The organism is Bradyrhizobium monzae, from assembly GCF_021458635.1.
Lineage (GTDB): Bacteria > Pseudomonadota > Alphaproteobacteria > Rhizobiales > Xanthobacteraceae > Bradyrhizobium.
In genome coordinates this window covers 701747-717479 of sequence record NZ_JAIRDQ010000001.1, presented here as the reverse complement: position 1 = coordinate 717479, position 15733 = coordinate 701747, and the positions used below count along the sequence as shown (strand labels likewise).

Below are 15733 nucleotides of genomic sequence, written 5' to 3'. Positions count from 1 at the left end.
GATGATCGAGCGGAAGCCGATCGTGCTGGTAACGGGAGCGAGCGGCTTCGTCGGCAGCCATATAATTCCGATGTTAGTGCGCGAGGGATGGTCCGTCCGCCGTGCGGTTCGCATACCGGACGGTCTCGACGGGGAGGTTGTCATCCCGTCGATTGGGCCTGAAACCGTCTGGCGGACGGCGCTTGCCGATGTCGATGCCGTCGTCCACCTTGCCGCGCGCGTACATCATAAGCGTGAAGAGCACGCGGCTGACCTTTATAAGACAATAAATTGCGCCGGCACGCTGCAACTGGCGCGCAGTGCGGCGGAGGCTGGTGTGCGCCAGTTTATCTTCATCAGCACAGTTCTTGTCCATGGGCGCAGCAATGGAGGTCGCGCGCCGTTCCGCGAGGAGGATATTCTGACGCCCCATGGTGTCTATGGCGTGTCGAAGGCTGAGGCCGAGGCGGGGCTGAAGGCGTTGGCGTCCGAGACCGACATGCAAATCTCGACGATCAGACCGCCACTGGTCTACGGTGCTGGGGCAAAAGGCAACTTTGCGTTGCTGACACGTGCGGTCAGCTTAGGCCTTCCACTGCCTTTAGCCGCAATTCACAATCAGCGTTCGTTTATCGCTGTACAGAATCTCTCCTCTTTTATTCTTCATCGACTTACTTACCCAGATACCATCAACAATTTCGAGACCTTCCTGGTCGCTGACAAAGAGCAGATCTCGACTCCAGAATTTATCTCGCATCTTGCCAAAGCATCGGGCACGCGTCCCAGGCTCTTCCGCGTGCCGCCAAGATTGCTCAGCTCGCTTCTCAGCCTGATTGGACGGCAGGAAACTTGTGACAGTCTGCTCGGCTCGCTCGAACTCGACATCTCCAAGGCGATCGGTACCGGCTGGCAGCCGCAGGTCTCGTTGGACGAGGGCTTGCGGCTCGCGCTGTTGGCTCAAAAGCCTTGATGGCGGGAGAATCTCCACAGGATAAAACCGATCGCGATCGCGCCGGCGAGCAATGCAAGGGACGTGGCCGCCGCCGATCCAGCGCTGATGATGCCAAGGGCAAGCAATCCCAGCAAGAAATTGAGCGCGAACACTTCACCGACGACGCGCGGAACCGTGAACCCGTTGTCAGTGGCGCCTTGGTAGAAATGCGAGCGGTGCGCCGACCAGAATGGTTCGCGCCTTGCGATGCGGCGGAACAGCGTGATGGTCGAATCTGCGAGATAGTAGGCCGGTAGCAGCAGCGCCGCGGCTGGCTGTCCGCGCCAGGCCAGCTCGAGCAGGCACCAGCCGAGCAGAAGGCCGATCGGCAGGCTGCCGACGTCCCCCAAGAACACTTTTGCGACCGGCTTGTTGAACGGCGCAAAGCCGAGCATCGCGCCGCACAGCGCGGTAGCGATCAACATCGCCGGCCAGGATAATTCGCCGAGGAGGCCGAACAGCAGCAGCGCCGCGGTGACCGGCACCACCTCCGCAGCCGTCATCAGGTCGAGCCCATCCATGAAGTTGACGAGGTTCACGTACCAGATCCCGGCCAGGACGATCAAACCGCGCTCGAGCACCAGCGGCAAGGTCGGCACGATGCGCGCGTCGTCGGGCGCAGTAACCACCACGGCGCCAACGCAGGCTGCTTGCAGCACGAGCCGCACGAGTACTGGGAGCGACACGACGTCGTCGGCGAACCCGACCAGCGCGATCACGACCGTTGCAATGACCAGCGCCGGCGGAATCGCCACGTTCACCCAGGCCGCCCACGCCGATGCGACGACGAGTGTCGCTGCTATCACCGCGATACCGGCGCCTTGCGGGGTGGGGATACGATGCGAGGAGCGCGCATTCGGTCGTGCCAGTGCGTAGCGCTGGAGTAGGGGGCGGCTGATCCAGGTGATGAGCGCCGACATCAGCGCGGCGATCGCGACCGCAAGCAGCGACGGCACCACCATGGCCACGTTCACTCCGGCACCCCGATCGGCTCCGAGTCCTGCGCGGCTTTCTCCGCGCTGAGGATCCAGACCAGGCCGCCGAATGCGCCGACGATGAAGGAGACCGCGCCGAACAGCAGCGAGACGTTGACGCCCTCATTGGCTGCCAGCCCGGCGAAGCCGAACGCCAGCCCCATGCTCGCCTCGCGGACGCCCCAGCCGGCGATCGAGATCGGCATCAGTGTGATCAGCATCACCGGCGGTACCAGCAGGAAGACCTGCGCGAAGCTGACCGGTGCTGCGATCGACTGCACCACGCACCAGGCGATGACGACGGCAAGCACGTGAACCAGCAGCGACAGGATCGCGATAACAGGTCCGCGCGCGCGGTTGAAGATCACGCGGTTGGCGATCACGGCGCAGGCGTGGAGGTGGTGGGTGGCCCACCAGGTCTTCAGCCACGACCATTTCAGCGCGCCGAAGATCAGGAAGCCGATGCCGCCGGCAAGTGCTGCAAAGTCGACCAGCAGCAGCGCCGAACGGCCGTGCGGATCGGTGATGAGTGTGTAGCTCCAGGGCAGGCTCGCGACGATGACGATGGCGAGCGCAACGAGGCCGATCGCGCGGTCGACGAAGATCGAATAGGTCGCCGCACGCCATCCGGCGCCGGCGCGCGCCACCAGCCATAGCCGGACCGCATCGCCGCCAATCGCGGACGGAAGGGTCTGATTGAAGAAGGAGCCGATCACGTTGTAGCGCATCGCGCGGCCAACCTCGAGCGGCGCACCGCATGCGGCGCTGACCTCGCGCCAGCGCAGCACGCCGACGAAGATCTGCAGGAACGTCACCGCGATCGCCATGCCGATCCAGAACAGGCTGGTCGCGTTGAAGCGCGAGAACAGCTCGGTCAGATCGACCTTGCGCAGTGCCAGATAGAGCAGCGCCGCGGAGATCAGGATTTTGGCCGTCGACAGCAGGATTCGGCGCATCTCGTCCGCTTGAAGGGGTTTGCGAAGATTCGTGACAACCCGACGCGAGGCGTCGAATTAGGCCGCTTTGGTATGGTTTTGGCGCCGATCTTGCAATAGCTGTCATGGAAGTTGTCGTGGTGGGCGGCAGCCTATCGCGCCCCGCTCGATATCGGCTAAAGAGGCGCCGCGGGCTGGCTTTGGGGATCGCTTGGGAACAGGATGGCGGATCGGGCCTTTCGCTGCTCGGCAACGAGTGCCGTTTCTCCTTTGTCCAGGCCGATCTCGCCACGGCCTGATATGGCCACGTTTCTGTTTGTAAACGCCATCATGGCGGGCCAGCCGATCCGGCTCTTTAACCATGGCAAAATGCGCCGCGACTTCACCTATATTGACGACGTGACCCGTGTAGTATCCAAGCTGATCGATCTCGTGCCTGCGGACAATCCGGCTGCCGCAGATGCGCCGTCTCGGGTCTACAATGTCGGAAATCAACGCCCCGAAGAGCTGATGCATTTCGTCGGACTTCTGGAGCGGCAGCTGGGTCGGGCGGCGGTCATCCACAATTTTGTCACCTGATATCGCGACCGCTACAAGGTTTGAAATGACGATGGACAAACGCGTTATCCCCCTGATCATGTGCGGCGGCGCCGGCACCCGGCTGTGGCCGGCGTCGCGCGAGGTGCGCCCGAAGCAGTTTTTGCCGCTGTTTGGCGCGCGCTCGACCTTCCAGGACACGTTGCTGCGTGTTTCAGATGCATCGCTGTTCGACCGGCCGATCGTCATCACCAATGCATCCTATCGCTTCATGGTGCTGGAGCAGCTCGCCGAGATCGGCATCGAGGCCGACGTGATCCTCGAGCCGATGCGGCGCGACTCCGGTCCCGCGATCGCCGCCGGCGCGGTGTTCGCGCAGAACCGTACGAGTGAAGCCATCGTGCTCGCGCTCGCCGCCGACCACGTGGTGCAGGACAATGCCGCCTTCGTCGCGGCGTGCCGCGAGGGCCTCGCTGCCGCGAGCACCGGGCGCATCGTCACCTTCGGCGTCAAGCCGGAGCGGCCGGCGACCGAATACGGCTATATCAGCCCGGGCGAGGTGATCACCGGCGAGGTGCACGCGGTCGCGCGCTTCGTCGAGAAACCGGATGCCGTGAAAGCCGCCGACTACGTCAATTCGGGCTATCTGTGGAACAGCGGCAACTTCATGTTTCCCGCGGCCCTGCTGCTCGACGAATATCGCAAGGTCGATGCGGCGAGCGTGGAGGCGGTATCCAACGCGGTTGCCAATGCGGGGCGCGATCTCGGTTTCGTGACGCTTGAGCCGCAGGCGTTCGGCGCGGCGAACGCGATCTCGATCGACTATGCGGTGATGGAGAAGACCTCGCGCGCAGCCGTTGTGCCGGTGTCCTGCGGCTGGTCCGACGTCGGCTCGTGGCGCGCGGTGTGGGAGCTGTCTGACAAGGACACGCAAGGCAATGCGGCGCATGGCACCGCCGTGTTCGAGGATTCGCGTAACTGCAACGTCACGACCGATCATGCACTCGTCGCGCTCGAAGGTGTCGACGATCTCGTCGTCGTGGCAACCGCGGACGCCGTTCTCGTCTCGCGCCAGCAGGATGCCAACGGCCTGAAGCGCCTCGTGACCAAGCTCAAGGCGGTCGCGCCGAAGGTGACCGAGGAGCATCTCAAGGTGCATCGGCCCTGGGGCAGCTACCAATCGGTCGACAATGGCGAGCGCCATCAGGTCAAGCGCATCGTGGTCAAGCCGGGCGGACGTCTGTCGCTGCAGAAGCATCATCACCGCGCTGAGCACTGGATCGTGGTCCGCGGCGCCGCCCGCGTCACCGTGAACGAGACCGTGAAGACGGTGCACGAGAACGAGTCGATCTACATCCCGATGGGCGCGGTCCACCGGATGGAGAATCCCGGCAAAATCATGCTGGAACTGATCGAGGTCCAGACCGGCTCCTATCTCGGGGAAGACGACATCATCCGGATTGAAGACGACTATCAAAGGTCGTAACCAGCAGACTCCGAATCACGGGATCCGGGCCTGAAAAGCCCGCTTTAAGCGGCTTAAGGCCCGGAGAACGTGTAACTTTTTGAATCAAATCGTGTCCGGGCAGTTTTGCCGGCATTCGCCACAAATGTGGCACCCGTGCTAGAAGCGGCCCGGGGATTTGCGTTGAATCGGGGTTTGATCAGATGAGTTCCAAAGGGTCACAACCGGTAACGGCCGGCTTGCGCGTCGGCGTCATCGGCGCGGGCGTGATGGGCAGCAACCATGCACGTGTGCTGAGCGGTCTGCCCGGCGTCAGCCTGATCGGCGTGGTCGATCCTTCGCCGGCGCATCGGGCGCGCGCGACCGAGCTCGCCAATTGCGCGAGCTTCGAGACGCTCGACCAACTCTTCGCCGAAGGCGTCGATGCCGTCACCATCGCGGCACCGACCCATCTGCATCACGAGGTCGCGCTCGCCTGCATCGCCAAGAACATCCATGTGCTGGTCGAGAAGCCGATCGCATCCACGGTGCAAGAGGGCCGCGAGATCGTCACCGCCGCGCAAAAGGCCGGCGTCACGCTGATGGTCGGCCATGTCGAGCGCTTCAATCCGGCGGTCGCGGCCGTCAAGCAAGCCATCGCGGGCGAGGACATTCTTTCCATCGCGATCACACGCGTCGGTCCGTTCCCGCCGCGCATGTCCAATGTCGGCGTCGTCATTGACCTCGCCGTGCACGACATCGATCTGATCCGCTGGTTCACCGAATCCGACATCGTCGAGGTGCAGCCGCAGCTGTCGAGCGCGGTCGCCGAGCGCGAGGACATCGCGCTCCTCCAGTTCCGCACCGCCAACGGCGTGCTCGCGCACATCAACACCAACTGGCTGACGCCGTTCAAGGCGCGCAGCGTCACGGTCGCGACCCGCGGCAAATACGTGATGGGCGACCTCTTGACCCGCCAGGTCACCGAATGCTTCGGCTTCAAGCCTGACGGCAGCTACTCGATGCGGCATCTGCCGGTCGGCCATGACGAGCCGCTCCGCGCCGAGCTGATCGCCTTCCTCAAGGCCGTACGTCACGGCGAGACGCCGGCGGTCACGGGCGATGAGGGCGTCGCCAGCCTCGAGATCGCGACGCAGTGCCTCGAGACGCCATCGCGGCCCGCCGCCACGTCGCCCGCCCGCAAGGGCCCGCGTCGCGTCGCCGGCTAAAACCCTTTCCATGTCGACCGCTCAAGACCCGCAAGGCGCCAAGATCCAGGCCATGAACCAGCATCTGCGTTCCGAACCCATTCCCTTCATCGACGTGGCCTCGCAGCGCCGCCGGCTCGGCGACCAGCTCGATGCCGCGGTCAAGCGCGTGCTCGACCATTGCCAGTTCGTCAACGGACCCGAGGTCGCCGAGCTCGAAAAGCAGCTTGCGGCCTATTGCGGCGCCAAGCACGTCATCGGCTGCGCCAGCGGTACCGATGCGCTTCTCATGGTGTTGATGGCGAAGAACGTCGGTCCCGGCGATGCCGTCCTGTGCCCGTCGTTCACCTTCATCGCGACCGCGTCGCCCGCGGCGCGGATGGGTGCGACGCCGGTCTATGTCGATGTGGATGAAGCGACCTTCAACATGAGCCCGGAATCGCTCAAGCGCGGCATTGCGGCCGCGCGCGAGGCGGGCCTGAATCCCGTTGCGGTCATTCCGGTCGATCTGTTCGGACAGCCTGCCGACCACGATGCCATCGCCGAGATCGCAAAGGCCGAAGGCCTGTTCGTGATCGATGACGCCGCGCAAGGTTTTGGCGCAAGCTACAAGGGTCGCAAGCTCGGTACCTTCGGGCTCGCCACCACGACCAGCTTTTTCCCGGCCAAGCCGCTCGGCTGCTTCGGCGACGGCGGCGCGATCCTCACCGATGACGACGAGCTCGCGGCCACGCTGCGCAGCATCCGCGTGCACGGGCAGGGCGTCGACAAATACGACAATGTTCGCCTCGGCCTGACCGGCCGGATCGACACCATGCAGGCCGCGATCCTGATCGAGAAGCTGAAGATCTTTGACGACGAGATCGCCGCCCGCAACAAGGTCGCCGAGCGCTACGCGCGAGGCCTGTCCAACGTCGTGACCGTGCCGCGTCTCAGCCCCGGCAATACCTCGGTCTGGGCGCAGTACACGATCCGTCTCCCTGAGGGGACCGACCGGGATGGCTTCGCTGCCGCGCTGAAAGCCCAGGGCGTACCGACCGCGATCTATTACGGCAAGTCGATGCATCAGCAGACCGCCTACAGGCAGTATCCGGTCGCCGATGGCGGCCTGCCGGGCTGCGAGAGCCTGTCGCAGGACGTGATCAGCCTGCCGATGCATGCCTATCTGACCGAAGCCGACCAGGAGCGAATCATCGCCGCCGTGCGCGGCGCGCTATCGGCCTGATCTGCCCTGATTTTGCAGCGAGCCGTCTCTTCCTCTAGAAGGGACGCATGCTCGGACGCATCTTCACGGTCGGTGGTTACACGCTGCTCTCGCGGCTGACGGGATTTGCCCGCGACATCATGCTCGCGGCGATCCTCGGCGCCGGCCCGGTGGCCGACGCCTTTTTTGTGGCGCTGCGGCTGCCCAATCATTTCCGCGCGATCTTTGCCGAGGGCGCCTTCAACGCCGCCTGGGTGCCGGCCTATGCCCATGTCCATGGCGAGCGCGGGGAGGGGGCGGCACGGCTGTTCGCCGACCGCATCTTCACGCTGCTGCTGGCCTCGCAGGTCGTGCTGCTGATCGTCGCCTGGCTGTTCATGCCGCAGGCCATGAGCATCCTGGCGCCCGGCTTCAGCGAGGACGCCGAGCAGCGCAAGCTCGCGATCGAGCTGACCCGGATCACCTTTCCTTATCTCCTGCTGATCACGCTGGTGACGCTCTATGGCGGCATGCTCAACGTGATGCAGCGATTTGCCAGCGCCGCCGCCGCGTCGATCTTCCTCAACGTCGCGATGATGATGACGCTGGCGCTCGCTGCCTGGTTTCCGACTGCGGGCCACGCCGCGGCCTGGGGCGTCCTGATCTCCGGCTTCCTGCAATATTTCCTGCTTGCGGGCGATCTCGCGCGCCATGGCGGCCTGCCGCGCTTTGCGCCGCTCAAGCTCGATGAAGATGTCCGCGGCTTCTTCAAGGCGTTGGGCCCTGCGACGCTGGGCTCGATGGGCACGCAGGTCGCGCTGTTCGCCGACACCATCATCGCGACCTTCCTGCCGGCAGGCGCGCTGTCGGCGCTCTATTACGCCGATCGCCTCAACCAGCTGCCGATCGGCGTGATCGGCATCGCGATCGGCACGGTGCTGCTGCCGGAGATGTCGCGGCGGATCACCGCCAACGACCACGACGGCGCCATGAAGGCGCAGCGCCGCGCCTTTGACTTCACGTTGCTGTTTTCTGTACCGTTCGTTGCGGCCTTCCTCACCGTGCCCAACGAGATCATGCGCGCGCTGTTCGCCCGCGGTGCGTTCTCCAAGGCCGATGCGGTTGCCGCAGGCAGCACGCTCGCAGCCTATGCCATCGGCCTGATCCCCTTCGTGCTGATCCGCAGCGCGGTCGCGACTTTCTATGCGCGCAAGGATACGGCGACGCCGGTTCGGGCCTCGCTGTCGGGCATCGCGGTCAATGTTGCGCTGAAACTCGCCCTGATGGGATCGTTCGCCCAGATCGGCCTGGCGCTGGCAACCGCCGTCGGTGTCTGGACCAATCTGCTGCTGGTGCTGTTCTTCGCTGTACGGCGAGGTTTTCTCATGCTCGACCGCGCCTGGCTGCACTCGCTCGCCAAATTCCTGCTGACTGGATCGATCCTCGCCGCCGCCTTCTGGTTGATCGCGCGCATCAGCGCTTCTTCGCTGGGCGCGATGCACTTCCGGGACGAACTGACGCTGGTCTTGTTGGCCGTCGGGGGCGCGATCGTGTACGCGCTCGCGATCCTCGTCCTGTTCGGCCGCAACTGGCTGGTCTCGCTGGTGCGTGGCTAGATGGAGCGAAGGGCTCGCCTGCAGGGTGTAGCCAAACTCTGCACATCTCTTGATTTTGTGCGATTGCCGTGGTATCAGCGGCTCATGATTAGATCGTCGCGCAAAATCAACTTCAACCACATGACCCGCTTCGGCTGGGCCGTGGAAGGAGTCGCGCGCTAGGAATACGTCGACGACATCTTTTCCACCAGGCCTCGCCGGCATCGGACGGGGCCTTTTGTTTGGCCACGCTCCCTGCCGGCACAGCAGCAGGAGCATACGATGCCACCCCAACTGACGAACATCTCACCCGGGATTGAGGGCGATGCCGCAAGGCGCGGCTTCAACCTCTCCATCGTGTCGGCGAAGAGCGCGGTCGACCAGGCCTTGGCAGCACGCCTCAAGGCCTCCGCTGCAGCGCTGGACAACGCTTTGTCGGAAAAGGAGGCTGCTCCGGCCGTTTCGACGCGAAGCATCCTGGGCTTGCTCAAGCGATGTTGGCGGGCGTTTCAAGAACGGCGCCAGAACCCACAGCTCAGCTTGCAGGACCTGAGTGACAGGGAATTGCTGGATATCGGCCTGACGCGCAGTGAGATCGACTATCTTACGCCTCAGCGGGCGATCGACACGCTGAGAGACAACACGAGGTATCTCTTGAGCCGCGGCGGGATGTAAATGATCACCTGCGAGAGTGGACATGCTCTGAAAGCAAGCGGCGGTCAGTAAGGGCGGCGGCTTGTTCTCAGGCGCGTCTTCGCGGTCCGTGCCGGGCCCTCGCCGGTGGCCGCAACGCCGAATTCGGCCGTGTCCCTGTCGGCGATTGAGGTTTTCCGAACGACGCCGGCCTGCCCGATGGCTGCGAACGGGGGGTGCATCGTGACGCAACGTTTAGACAGCGCTTAAACATTTGATTAATTTAGCTGCGGCGGCTTCGACGAATCGAACCTCTGCGGCTTTAAAAATTGATGAACAATTAACCGGGCCTCGTTGATTATCGCAGGCAGCACTTCGCACCGATTCATTGCCGGACAGGCTGCCAAACCCATGGAAATTCAGGACGGGACGCCACGCTCCGGCAGGATGTTTCTGTCCATCGTTGTACCCTGCTACAACGAAGAGGAAGGCTTGCGCGAATTCCACCATCAGATGACGGCCGCGGCACGCGCGCTGTGCGGTCAACGGTTCGAGCTGATCCTGGTCGATGACGGCTCGACCGACAACACCTGGAAGCTGATCAACCAACTCTCGGCGGAAGACCGCAACGTCGTCGCGGTAAGGCTCTCCCGCAACCACGGGCATCAACTGGCGTTGACGGCGGGGCTTTCCACGGTGCGCGGGGACCTCGTGCTTGTCATCGACGCCGACCTGCAGGACCCGCCGGAACTGCTGACGCCGATGTACGAGATGATGGCGCGGGAAAGCGCCGACGTCGTCTACGGCCTGCGACGCAGTCGCGCCGGCGAAACTCGCTTCAAGAGGAGATCGGCCGAGGCCTTCTATCGTCTCCTCGCCCGGATCACCCGGGTCCACATCCCCGTAGATACCGGCGACTTCCGCCTGATGAGCCGCCGTATCTCCGACCAGCTCGTGCAGATGCCGGAGCATGATCGTTTCATCCGCGGGATGGTGGCCTGGCTCGGCTACAAGCAGGTCGCCTACGAATACGACCGCAATCCGCGTTATGCCGGCAGCACCAAATACCCGCTGGCGAAGATGATCGGCTTTGCGGCGGACGCACTGGTCAGTTTCTCGATGGTGCCGCTGCGGATTGCGACCTATGTCGGCGCGCTCCTGACCACCGTCCTCAGCTTTGTCGGTATCGGCGCCGTCATCAGCTGGATCTTTTCAGGCACCGTGCCGGGATGGACCAGCCTGACGCTGCTGGTCGTGATGATCTCCTCGGTCCAGCTTCTCGTGCTCGGGCTTATCGGCGAATATGTCGGCCGCATCTACATTCAATCGAAGAACCGTCCGCTGTTCCTGATCTCGCACATTCACCGGCGAGGACGGCTGCCGCACAGCGCGACCGACGGCCGGGACGATCAGGAAACGGCGCCGTTGACGTTGCTGGCCCAGTCGCAATCGAACCGGCGCAGCGAAATATATGAGGCCTCCTGATGAAGGCGATGATCCTAAGAAATCCCGCCCTCTATCAGGCCTATCAGGCTGCCGGCGGCTTCTTCGGCGCCCGGATCAAGGCGATCGCGGATTACCTGACCGTGCGGCCGGGCATGCGGGTGATCGACATCGGGTGCGGACCGGGTCATATCCTGCAATATCTGCCCGAAGGCACCAACTATAACGGCTTCGACATCGACGAAACCTACATCGCCTATGCGAGGCGATCGTTCGGCCATCTCGGCACCTTTCATTGCCGTTATTTCGATGCGGCCGCCGCCCGGGAATTCGCCGGCGCAGACCTCGTCATGATGAACGGCGTCCTGCACCATATCGGCGACGAAGATCTGAGGTCCACGCTCGCCAACATCCGCGACGTCCTGAGAGACGATGGCGTCCTGTTTACGACCGATCCCTGCTATCGCGAAGGCCAGTCGCCGATCGCGAAATGGCTGCTCGACAACGACCGCGGTGAGTTTATCCGCGATCAGGACGGCTACTCCAGGGTGCTCGGCAACGCGTTTGCCAGGGTGAAACTCGCCATCCGAGAAGACTTGTCGCGCCTGCCCTATACGTTCGCCATCGGCGTCGCTCAGAAATAGCGGCCGGCGCGCCGGCTAACACGGATCATTCAGCCCGCCGCAGGATGTCGATCCCCTCGACGGTTCGTACCAGCGAATACGGTTTGAGAAGTTGCGACAGTTCGGCATCGGCGCGCACCCAGTCGCCCCATCCGTCGCGCAAATTGTCAACCAGGACGATGTCGGGCGGCAACTTCCTGAAATCTTCGATCAGCCATTTGCGCTCGAGCGCCAGATAGTCGTTCAGCCGGGCGGCCGTCGCGGCGTCGACCGAGGTCTTTTCGCGCGTCAGCCGCCCGAATACCCTAAGCCAAAGATTCTCCTGACGAGAAACCCAGACGCCGCCGACATCCCGCACCAGCGGGTGACCAATGGCGGCCTCGCCGCTCAGCACGAGGATCCGCGGATGCGGCATGAGGCCCTCGATCGCTTGCCTTACCGGGCCGACATAGACGGTGACGTTGAACCATTGCGCGCCGAACAAAAAGGTTGCGGCCAGGACCAGCGGCGCCGCCAGGCCAAAGCGGCGGCGCGACGGCGCGTCGCCCTCGACCAGCAACGCGTATCCCATCGCGAGCAGGGCGACCGCCACCATCGGATAGGAATGATAGGCCCAGCCGCGCCGCTGCAGGAAAAACGAGATCGCAAATCCGCTCGCGGAACAAACGGCCGCGAGCAGCAGCGAGTCGGGCGTTCGTCCCCACGTCGTCAACAGCACCGACAGCATCGCGACGGCAAACAGCAGCGAGGCGGCATTCAGGAAGATGACGGAGAGCGGCATCGACCAGGACAGATACGTGTCGCGCACCAGAGGATAGGTCACCGTGAAGTATTCGGGATAGAGAACGTAGGTGCCGATACTGACGGTGGCTACCAGCACGCCCGCGATGATGTTTTCCGGCGCAAACAACACAAGCCATGAGCGCGCGCGAACGGCGCTGGCCAGCATGCACAACGCCACCGGCACGGCGAAGAACGGCTTGAAGGCGAGCGTGATCCCGGCCCCCAGGCCGGCAATCAGGATCGCCCAGAGCGGAACCGAAAGGCGATCGCTGCGCAGCGCATAAACCGCGATCGCGGGCAGGAAGGTCAGCGTTGCAATATGTTCGCGCTGGCCGAACACGTGCATCGGCAAGATGGTCACGACGGCCGCGGCCCAGATCGCGAACGGTCCCCAGTTCGCCCGCGCCCATGCCGGCGACAGCCGCACGATCCGCGATACGGCATAGAGCGAAGCCATTGCCAGCAACAGAAGCTGAGCATCGATGACGTGTCGCGGATCGATGCCGAGCAGGCGGCTGAGCGCAACGCCGGGCAGATAGGCAAACGCCGCCATCGGCGGATTGATCTCGATGATATCGCCGTAGAGATGCTGGCCATCCAGCATGCGTTCGCCGACCACGAGCAGCCAGCTCACGTCGGTATTCAGCGGAACCAACGTCCGCATCAGGATTGCGAACCCAAACACTGCGCCGATCAGCAGCCAAGGCATCGGGGCCGGCCGTTCGCGGTCATGCGGGCTGACGCGCGCGTGGCGGGAAACGTCTCCGATCTCCGAACTCATCTCCGATCTCATGGGCCTATCCTGCGAGAAAACGCCCCACGTTAACTGAGGTGCGTTAACGAGTGACTTTCGCGGCAAACCAAGGCCCCGTCGCAGTGCCGGAAGGCCTCATGGCGATTTTGGGGACCTGATTGAACGGACGCTGGGCGTGGAAAGCCCGCGCAGGCAATTGCTAAAGCCATTTGCGCTCCCCTTCGTTCCACGGCAATATGCCGGCAAAACAACCATAGGACGGGATAAGAAAATGGCGGCTCCCATCAAGTTCGGCGTTGGCCAAAGCGTGCTGCGCAAGGAGGATGACGCGCTCATCCGCGGCAAGGGCCGCTATACCGACGATTACGCGCCGCAGGCCGCCTTGCGCTGCCTGATGCTGCGCTCGCCGCATGCGCATGCCAAATTCACCATCGATGCCAGCCGCGCCCGCACCCTTCCCGGGGTGGCGCTGATCCTGACTGCCGCCGAGGTTGGGGATCTCGGCAATCTGCCCTGCCTGTTCAATCTCGAGACAGACCCGTTCACCGGCCCGCCTTACCCGATCCTCGCCAAGGACGAGGTGCGCCATGTCGGTGATTCCATCGCCTTCGTCGTCGCCGAGACCATCGACCAGGCCCGCGATGCGATCGAGGCGATCGAGGTCAAATGGGCGCCGCTGCCGTCGGTGACCGGCCTCGTCAACGCCGTCAAAAAGGGCGCACCGCAGGTCTGGCCGGACAAGCCCGGCAACGTGCTGTTCGATGTCTCGATCGGCGACAAGGCCGCGACTGAAGCTGCGTTTGCCAAGGCGCATGCGGTGGCCGAGATCTCCATCGTCAATCCGCGCGTGGTCGCGAGCTTCATGGAGACGCGCGCGGCGGTCTGCGAATACGACGCCAAGAACGATCATCTCACGCTGACAATCGGCAGCCAGGGCAGCCACCGGCTGCGCGACATCCTCTGCCAGAACGTGCTGAACATCCCGACCGAGAAGATGCGGGTGATCTGCCCCGATGTCGGCGGCGGCTTTGGCACGAAGCTGTTTCCCTATCGTGAATACGCCCTGGTGGCGGTCGCAGCGCGCAAGCTGAAGAAAGCGGTGAAATGGGCGGCCGATCGCGCGGAACATTTCATGGGCGATGCGCAGGGCCGCGACAACGTCACCACTGCCAAAATGGCGATGGCCGAGGACGGTAAATTCCTTGCGATGGATTGTGACCTGATGGGCGACATGGGCGCGTACCTGTCGACCTTCGGGCCCTACATTCCGCATGGCGGCGCCGGCATGCTGCCGGGCCTCTACGACATCCAGGCGTTCCATTGCCGGGTGCGCACCATCTTCACCAACAGCGTGCCGGTCGATGCCTATCGTGGCGCGGGTCGGCCCGAAGCGGCCTACGTCATCGAGCGCCTGGTCGACGCCTGCGCGCGAAAACTCGATATGACGCCGGACGCGATCCGCCGCAAGAACTTCATCCAGCCGAAGGCGCTGCCTTACAAGACGGCGACCGGCAAGGTCTACGATTCCGGCGACTTCGCCGCGCATCTCAAGCGCGCGATGGAGATCGGTGACTGGAAGGAGTTTTCCAAGCGCGCCAAGGCGGCCAAGAAGAACGGCCTGATCCGCGGCATCGGGCTTGCCAGCTATGTCGAGGTCTGCGGCACCATGGGCGAGGAGACCGCCCAAGTGCGGATGGACCCCAATGGTGACATCACCGTTCTGATCGGCACGCAGTCGAGCGGGCAGGGGCACCAGACCGCCTATGCGCAGATCGTCGCCGAGCAGTTCGGCGTCGCGCCGGAGCGTGTGCACGTCCACCAGGGCGACACCGCCATGATCGCCACGGGCCTCGGCACCGGCGGCTCGGCCTCGATCCCCTCAGGCGGCGTCAGCGTCGAGCGCGCCACGCGCGAGCTCGGCCAAAAGCTCAAGGAGATCGCGGCACAGGCGCTCGAAGCCAGCGCCGGTGACCTCGAGATCGCTGACGGCATCGTGCGCATCGCCGGTACCGACCGTTCGATTTCGTTTGCCGATCTCGCCAAGCGACCGGGTGCCGATCCGTCGAAGCTGAATGCGAGCGCGACGTTTGCCAGCGCCGACGGCACTTATCCCAACGGCACGCATGTCGCGGAAGTCGAGATCGATCCGGCGACCGGCATCATCAGAGTCGTCAACTATGTGATCGTCGACGATTTCGGCAAGACACTCAATCCGCTGCTTTTGGCAGGCCAGGTGCATGGCGGCGCCATGCAGGGCATCGGCCAGGCGCTGATGGAACAGGTGGTTTATGGCGCGGGCGACGGTCAGCTCATCACCGCGACCTTCATGGACTACGCGCTGCCGCGCGCAGCCGATGGCCCGTCCTTCGTGTTCGAGACCAACAACATTCCCTGCACGACCAATCCGATGGGCGTGAAGGGCGCGGGCGAGGCCGGCGCGATCGGCTCCTGTCCGGCCGTCGTCAATGCCATTGTCGACGGGCTCTGGCGCGAATACAAGATCGACCACATCGACATGCCGGCGACACCAGAACGTGTTTGGATCGCGATCAGCGAGCACCACCGCCGCCATAGCCTGTAAGGCGTAGCGCCCGCGGCGGGAATAATCGCCCGCCGCCGGGTTCTAACCATGACTGACCTTCCCCCAAACC

Annotated in this window: 12 protein-coding genes and 1 pseudogene; 10 read left to right on the top strand and 3 right to left on the bottom strand. The window is 63.8% G+C overall.

The genetic code is table 11. The features are described 5' to 3' along the window. Window position 1 precedes the first annotated feature (1 nt). Window positions 2–949, top strand: coding sequence for an NAD-dependent epimerase/dehydratase family protein (locus K3F49_RS03665; protein WP_234679534.1), 948 nt, complete (start codon window positions 2–4; stop codon window positions 947–949). On the opposite strand, the gene K3F49_RS03660 is transcribed toward K3F49_RS03665, so the two are convergent. Continuing rightward, window positions 937–1932: an MraY family glycosyltransferase gene (locus K3F49_RS03660; RefSeq protein WP_234680563.1), complete on the bottom strand. Its 996-nt coding sequence runs from the start codon at window positions 1930–1932 to the stop codon at window positions 937–939. The two genes, K3F49_RS03665 and K3F49_RS03660, sit on opposite strands and share 13 nt — an antisense overlap. Window positions 1933–1940: 8 nt before the next feature. Further along, window positions 1941–2900 carry a lysylphosphatidylglycerol synthase transmembrane domain-containing protein gene (locus K3F49_RS03655; RefSeq protein WP_234679533.1) on the bottom strand — a complete coding sequence of 320 codons (960 nt, stop codon included), beginning with the start codon at window positions 2898–2900 and terminating at the stop codon, window positions 1941–1943. A 270-nt stretch (window positions 2901–3170) separates the two neighbouring features. Here K3F49_RS03655 and K3F49_RS03650 point away from each other — a divergent pair. From K3F49_RS03650 to K3F49_RS03615, 8 genes and pseudogenes are all read left to right on the top strand, one after another. Next, window positions 3171–3437 (top strand): annotated as a pseudogene (locus K3F49_RS03650) (NAD-dependent epimerase/dehydratase family protein); the annotation flags it as partial. Window positions 3438–3489: 52 nt separating this feature from the next. Beyond that, a complete protein-coding gene (locus K3F49_RS03645) occupies window positions 3490–4902 on the top strand; it encodes a mannose-1-phosphate guanylyltransferase/mannose-6-phosphate isomerase (protein ID WP_234679532.1) in 1413 nt (470 codons plus the stop codon). A 182-nt stretch (window positions 4903–5084) separates the two neighbouring features. Then, entirely contained in the window at window positions 5085–6089 is a 1005-nt protein-coding gene (locus K3F49_RS03640; protein WP_234679531.1) for a Gfo/Idh/MocA family protein, read from the top strand. Between the two features lie 52 nt (window positions 6090–6141). After that, window positions 6142–7293 carry a DegT/DnrJ/EryC1/StrS family aminotransferase gene (locus K3F49_RS03635; RefSeq protein WP_234680562.1) on the top strand — a complete coding sequence of 384 codons (1152 nt, stop codon included), beginning with the start codon at window positions 6142–6144 and terminating at the stop codon, window positions 7291–7293. 47 nt (window positions 7294–7340) lie between these two features. Then, on the top strand, window positions 7341–8867 hold the full coding sequence (gene murJ / locus K3F49_RS03630; RefSeq protein WP_234679530.1) for a murein biosynthesis integral membrane protein MurJ: 1527 nt from the start codon (window positions 7341–7343) through the stop codon (window positions 8865–8867). 261 nt (window positions 8868–9128) lie between these two features. Further along, window positions 9129–9521, top strand: coding sequence for a DUF1127 domain-containing protein (locus K3F49_RS03625; RefSeq protein WP_234679529.1), 393 nt, complete (start codon window positions 9129–9131; stop codon window positions 9519–9521). A 405-nt stretch (window positions 9522–9926) separates the two neighbouring features. Beyond that, window positions 9927–10964, top strand: coding sequence for a glycosyltransferase family 2 protein (locus tag K3F49_RS03620; RefSeq protein ID WP_452100715.1), 1038 nt, complete (start codon window positions 9927–9929; stop codon window positions 10962–10964). Further along, on the top strand, window positions 10964–11566 hold the full coding sequence (locus K3F49_RS03615) for a class I SAM-dependent methyltransferase (RefSeq protein ID WP_234679527.1): 603 nt from the start codon (window positions 10964–10966) through the stop codon (window positions 11564–11566). The genes K3F49_RS03620 and K3F49_RS03615 overlap by 1 nt, the downstream gene beginning before the upstream one ends. A gap of 25 nt (window positions 11567–11591) precedes the next feature. Here the strand turns inward: K3F49_RS03615 and K3F49_RS03610 are convergent, their stop codons facing one another. Beyond that, on the bottom strand, window positions 11592–13121 hold the full coding sequence (locus K3F49_RS03610) for a hypothetical protein (RefSeq protein WP_234679526.1): 1530 nt from the start codon (window positions 13119–13121) through the stop codon (window positions 11592–11594). A gap of 232 nt (window positions 13122–13353) precedes the next feature. On the opposite strand from K3F49_RS03610, the gene K3F49_RS03605 reads away from it, so the two are divergent. After that, window positions 13354–15663 (top strand): xanthine dehydrogenase family protein molybdopterin-binding subunit, encoded by a 2310-nt coding sequence (locus tag K3F49_RS03605; protein WP_234679525.1) that lies wholly within the window; start codon window positions 13354–13356, stop codon window positions 15661–15663. Window positions 15664–15733 lie beyond the last annotated feature (70 nt).

What these genes read in the sequence shown, in the direction of transcription:
- K3F49_RS03665 (WP_234679534.1), top strand. Translation starts at nt 2, where the DNA reads ATGATCGAGCGGAAGCCGATCGTGCTGGTAACGGGAGCGAGCGGCTTC.
- K3F49_RS03660 (WP_234680563.1), bottom strand. Translation starts at nt 1,932, where the DNA reads ATGGTGGTGCCGTCGCTGCTTGCGGTCGCGATCGCCGCGCTGATGTCG.
- K3F49_RS03655 (WP_234679533.1), bottom strand. Translation starts at nt 2,900, where the DNA reads ATGCGCCGAATCCTGCTGTCGACGGCCAAAATCCTGATCTCCGCGGCG.
- K3F49_RS03645 (WP_234679532.1), top strand. Translation starts at nt 3,490, where the DNA reads ATGGACAAACGCGTTATCCCCCTGATCATGTGCGGCGGCGCCGGCACC.
- K3F49_RS03640 (WP_234679531.1), top strand. Translation starts at nt 5,085, where the DNA reads ATGAGTTCCAAAGGGTCACAACCGGTAACGGCCGGCTTGCGCGTCGGC.
- K3F49_RS03635 (WP_234680562.1), top strand. Translation starts at nt 6,142, where the DNA reads ATGAACCAGCATCTGCGTTCCGAACCCATTCCCTTCATCGACGTGGCC.
- murJ (WP_234679530.1), top strand. Translation starts at nt 7,341, where the DNA reads ATGCTCGGACGCATCTTCACGGTCGGTGGTTACACGCTGCTCTCGCGG.
- K3F49_RS03625 (WP_234679529.1), top strand. Translation starts at nt 9,129, where the DNA reads ATGCCACCCCAACTGACGAACATCTCACCCGGGATTGAGGGCGATGCC.
- K3F49_RS03620 (WP_452100715.1), top strand. Translation starts at nt 9,927, where the DNA reads ATGTTTCTGTCCATCGTTGTACCCTGCTACAACGAAGAGGAAGGCTTG.
- K3F49_RS03615 (WP_234679527.1), top strand. Translation starts at nt 10,964, where the DNA reads ATGAAGGCGATGATCCTAAGAAATCCCGCCCTCTATCAGGCCTATCAG.
- K3F49_RS03610 (WP_234679526.1), bottom strand. Translation starts at nt 13,121, where the DNA reads ATGAGATCGGAGATGAGTTCGGAGATCGGAGACGTTTCCCGCCACGCG.
- K3F49_RS03605 (WP_234679525.1), top strand. Translation starts at nt 13,354, where the DNA reads ATGGCGGCTCCCATCAAGTTCGGCGTTGGCCAAAGCGTGCTGCGCAAG.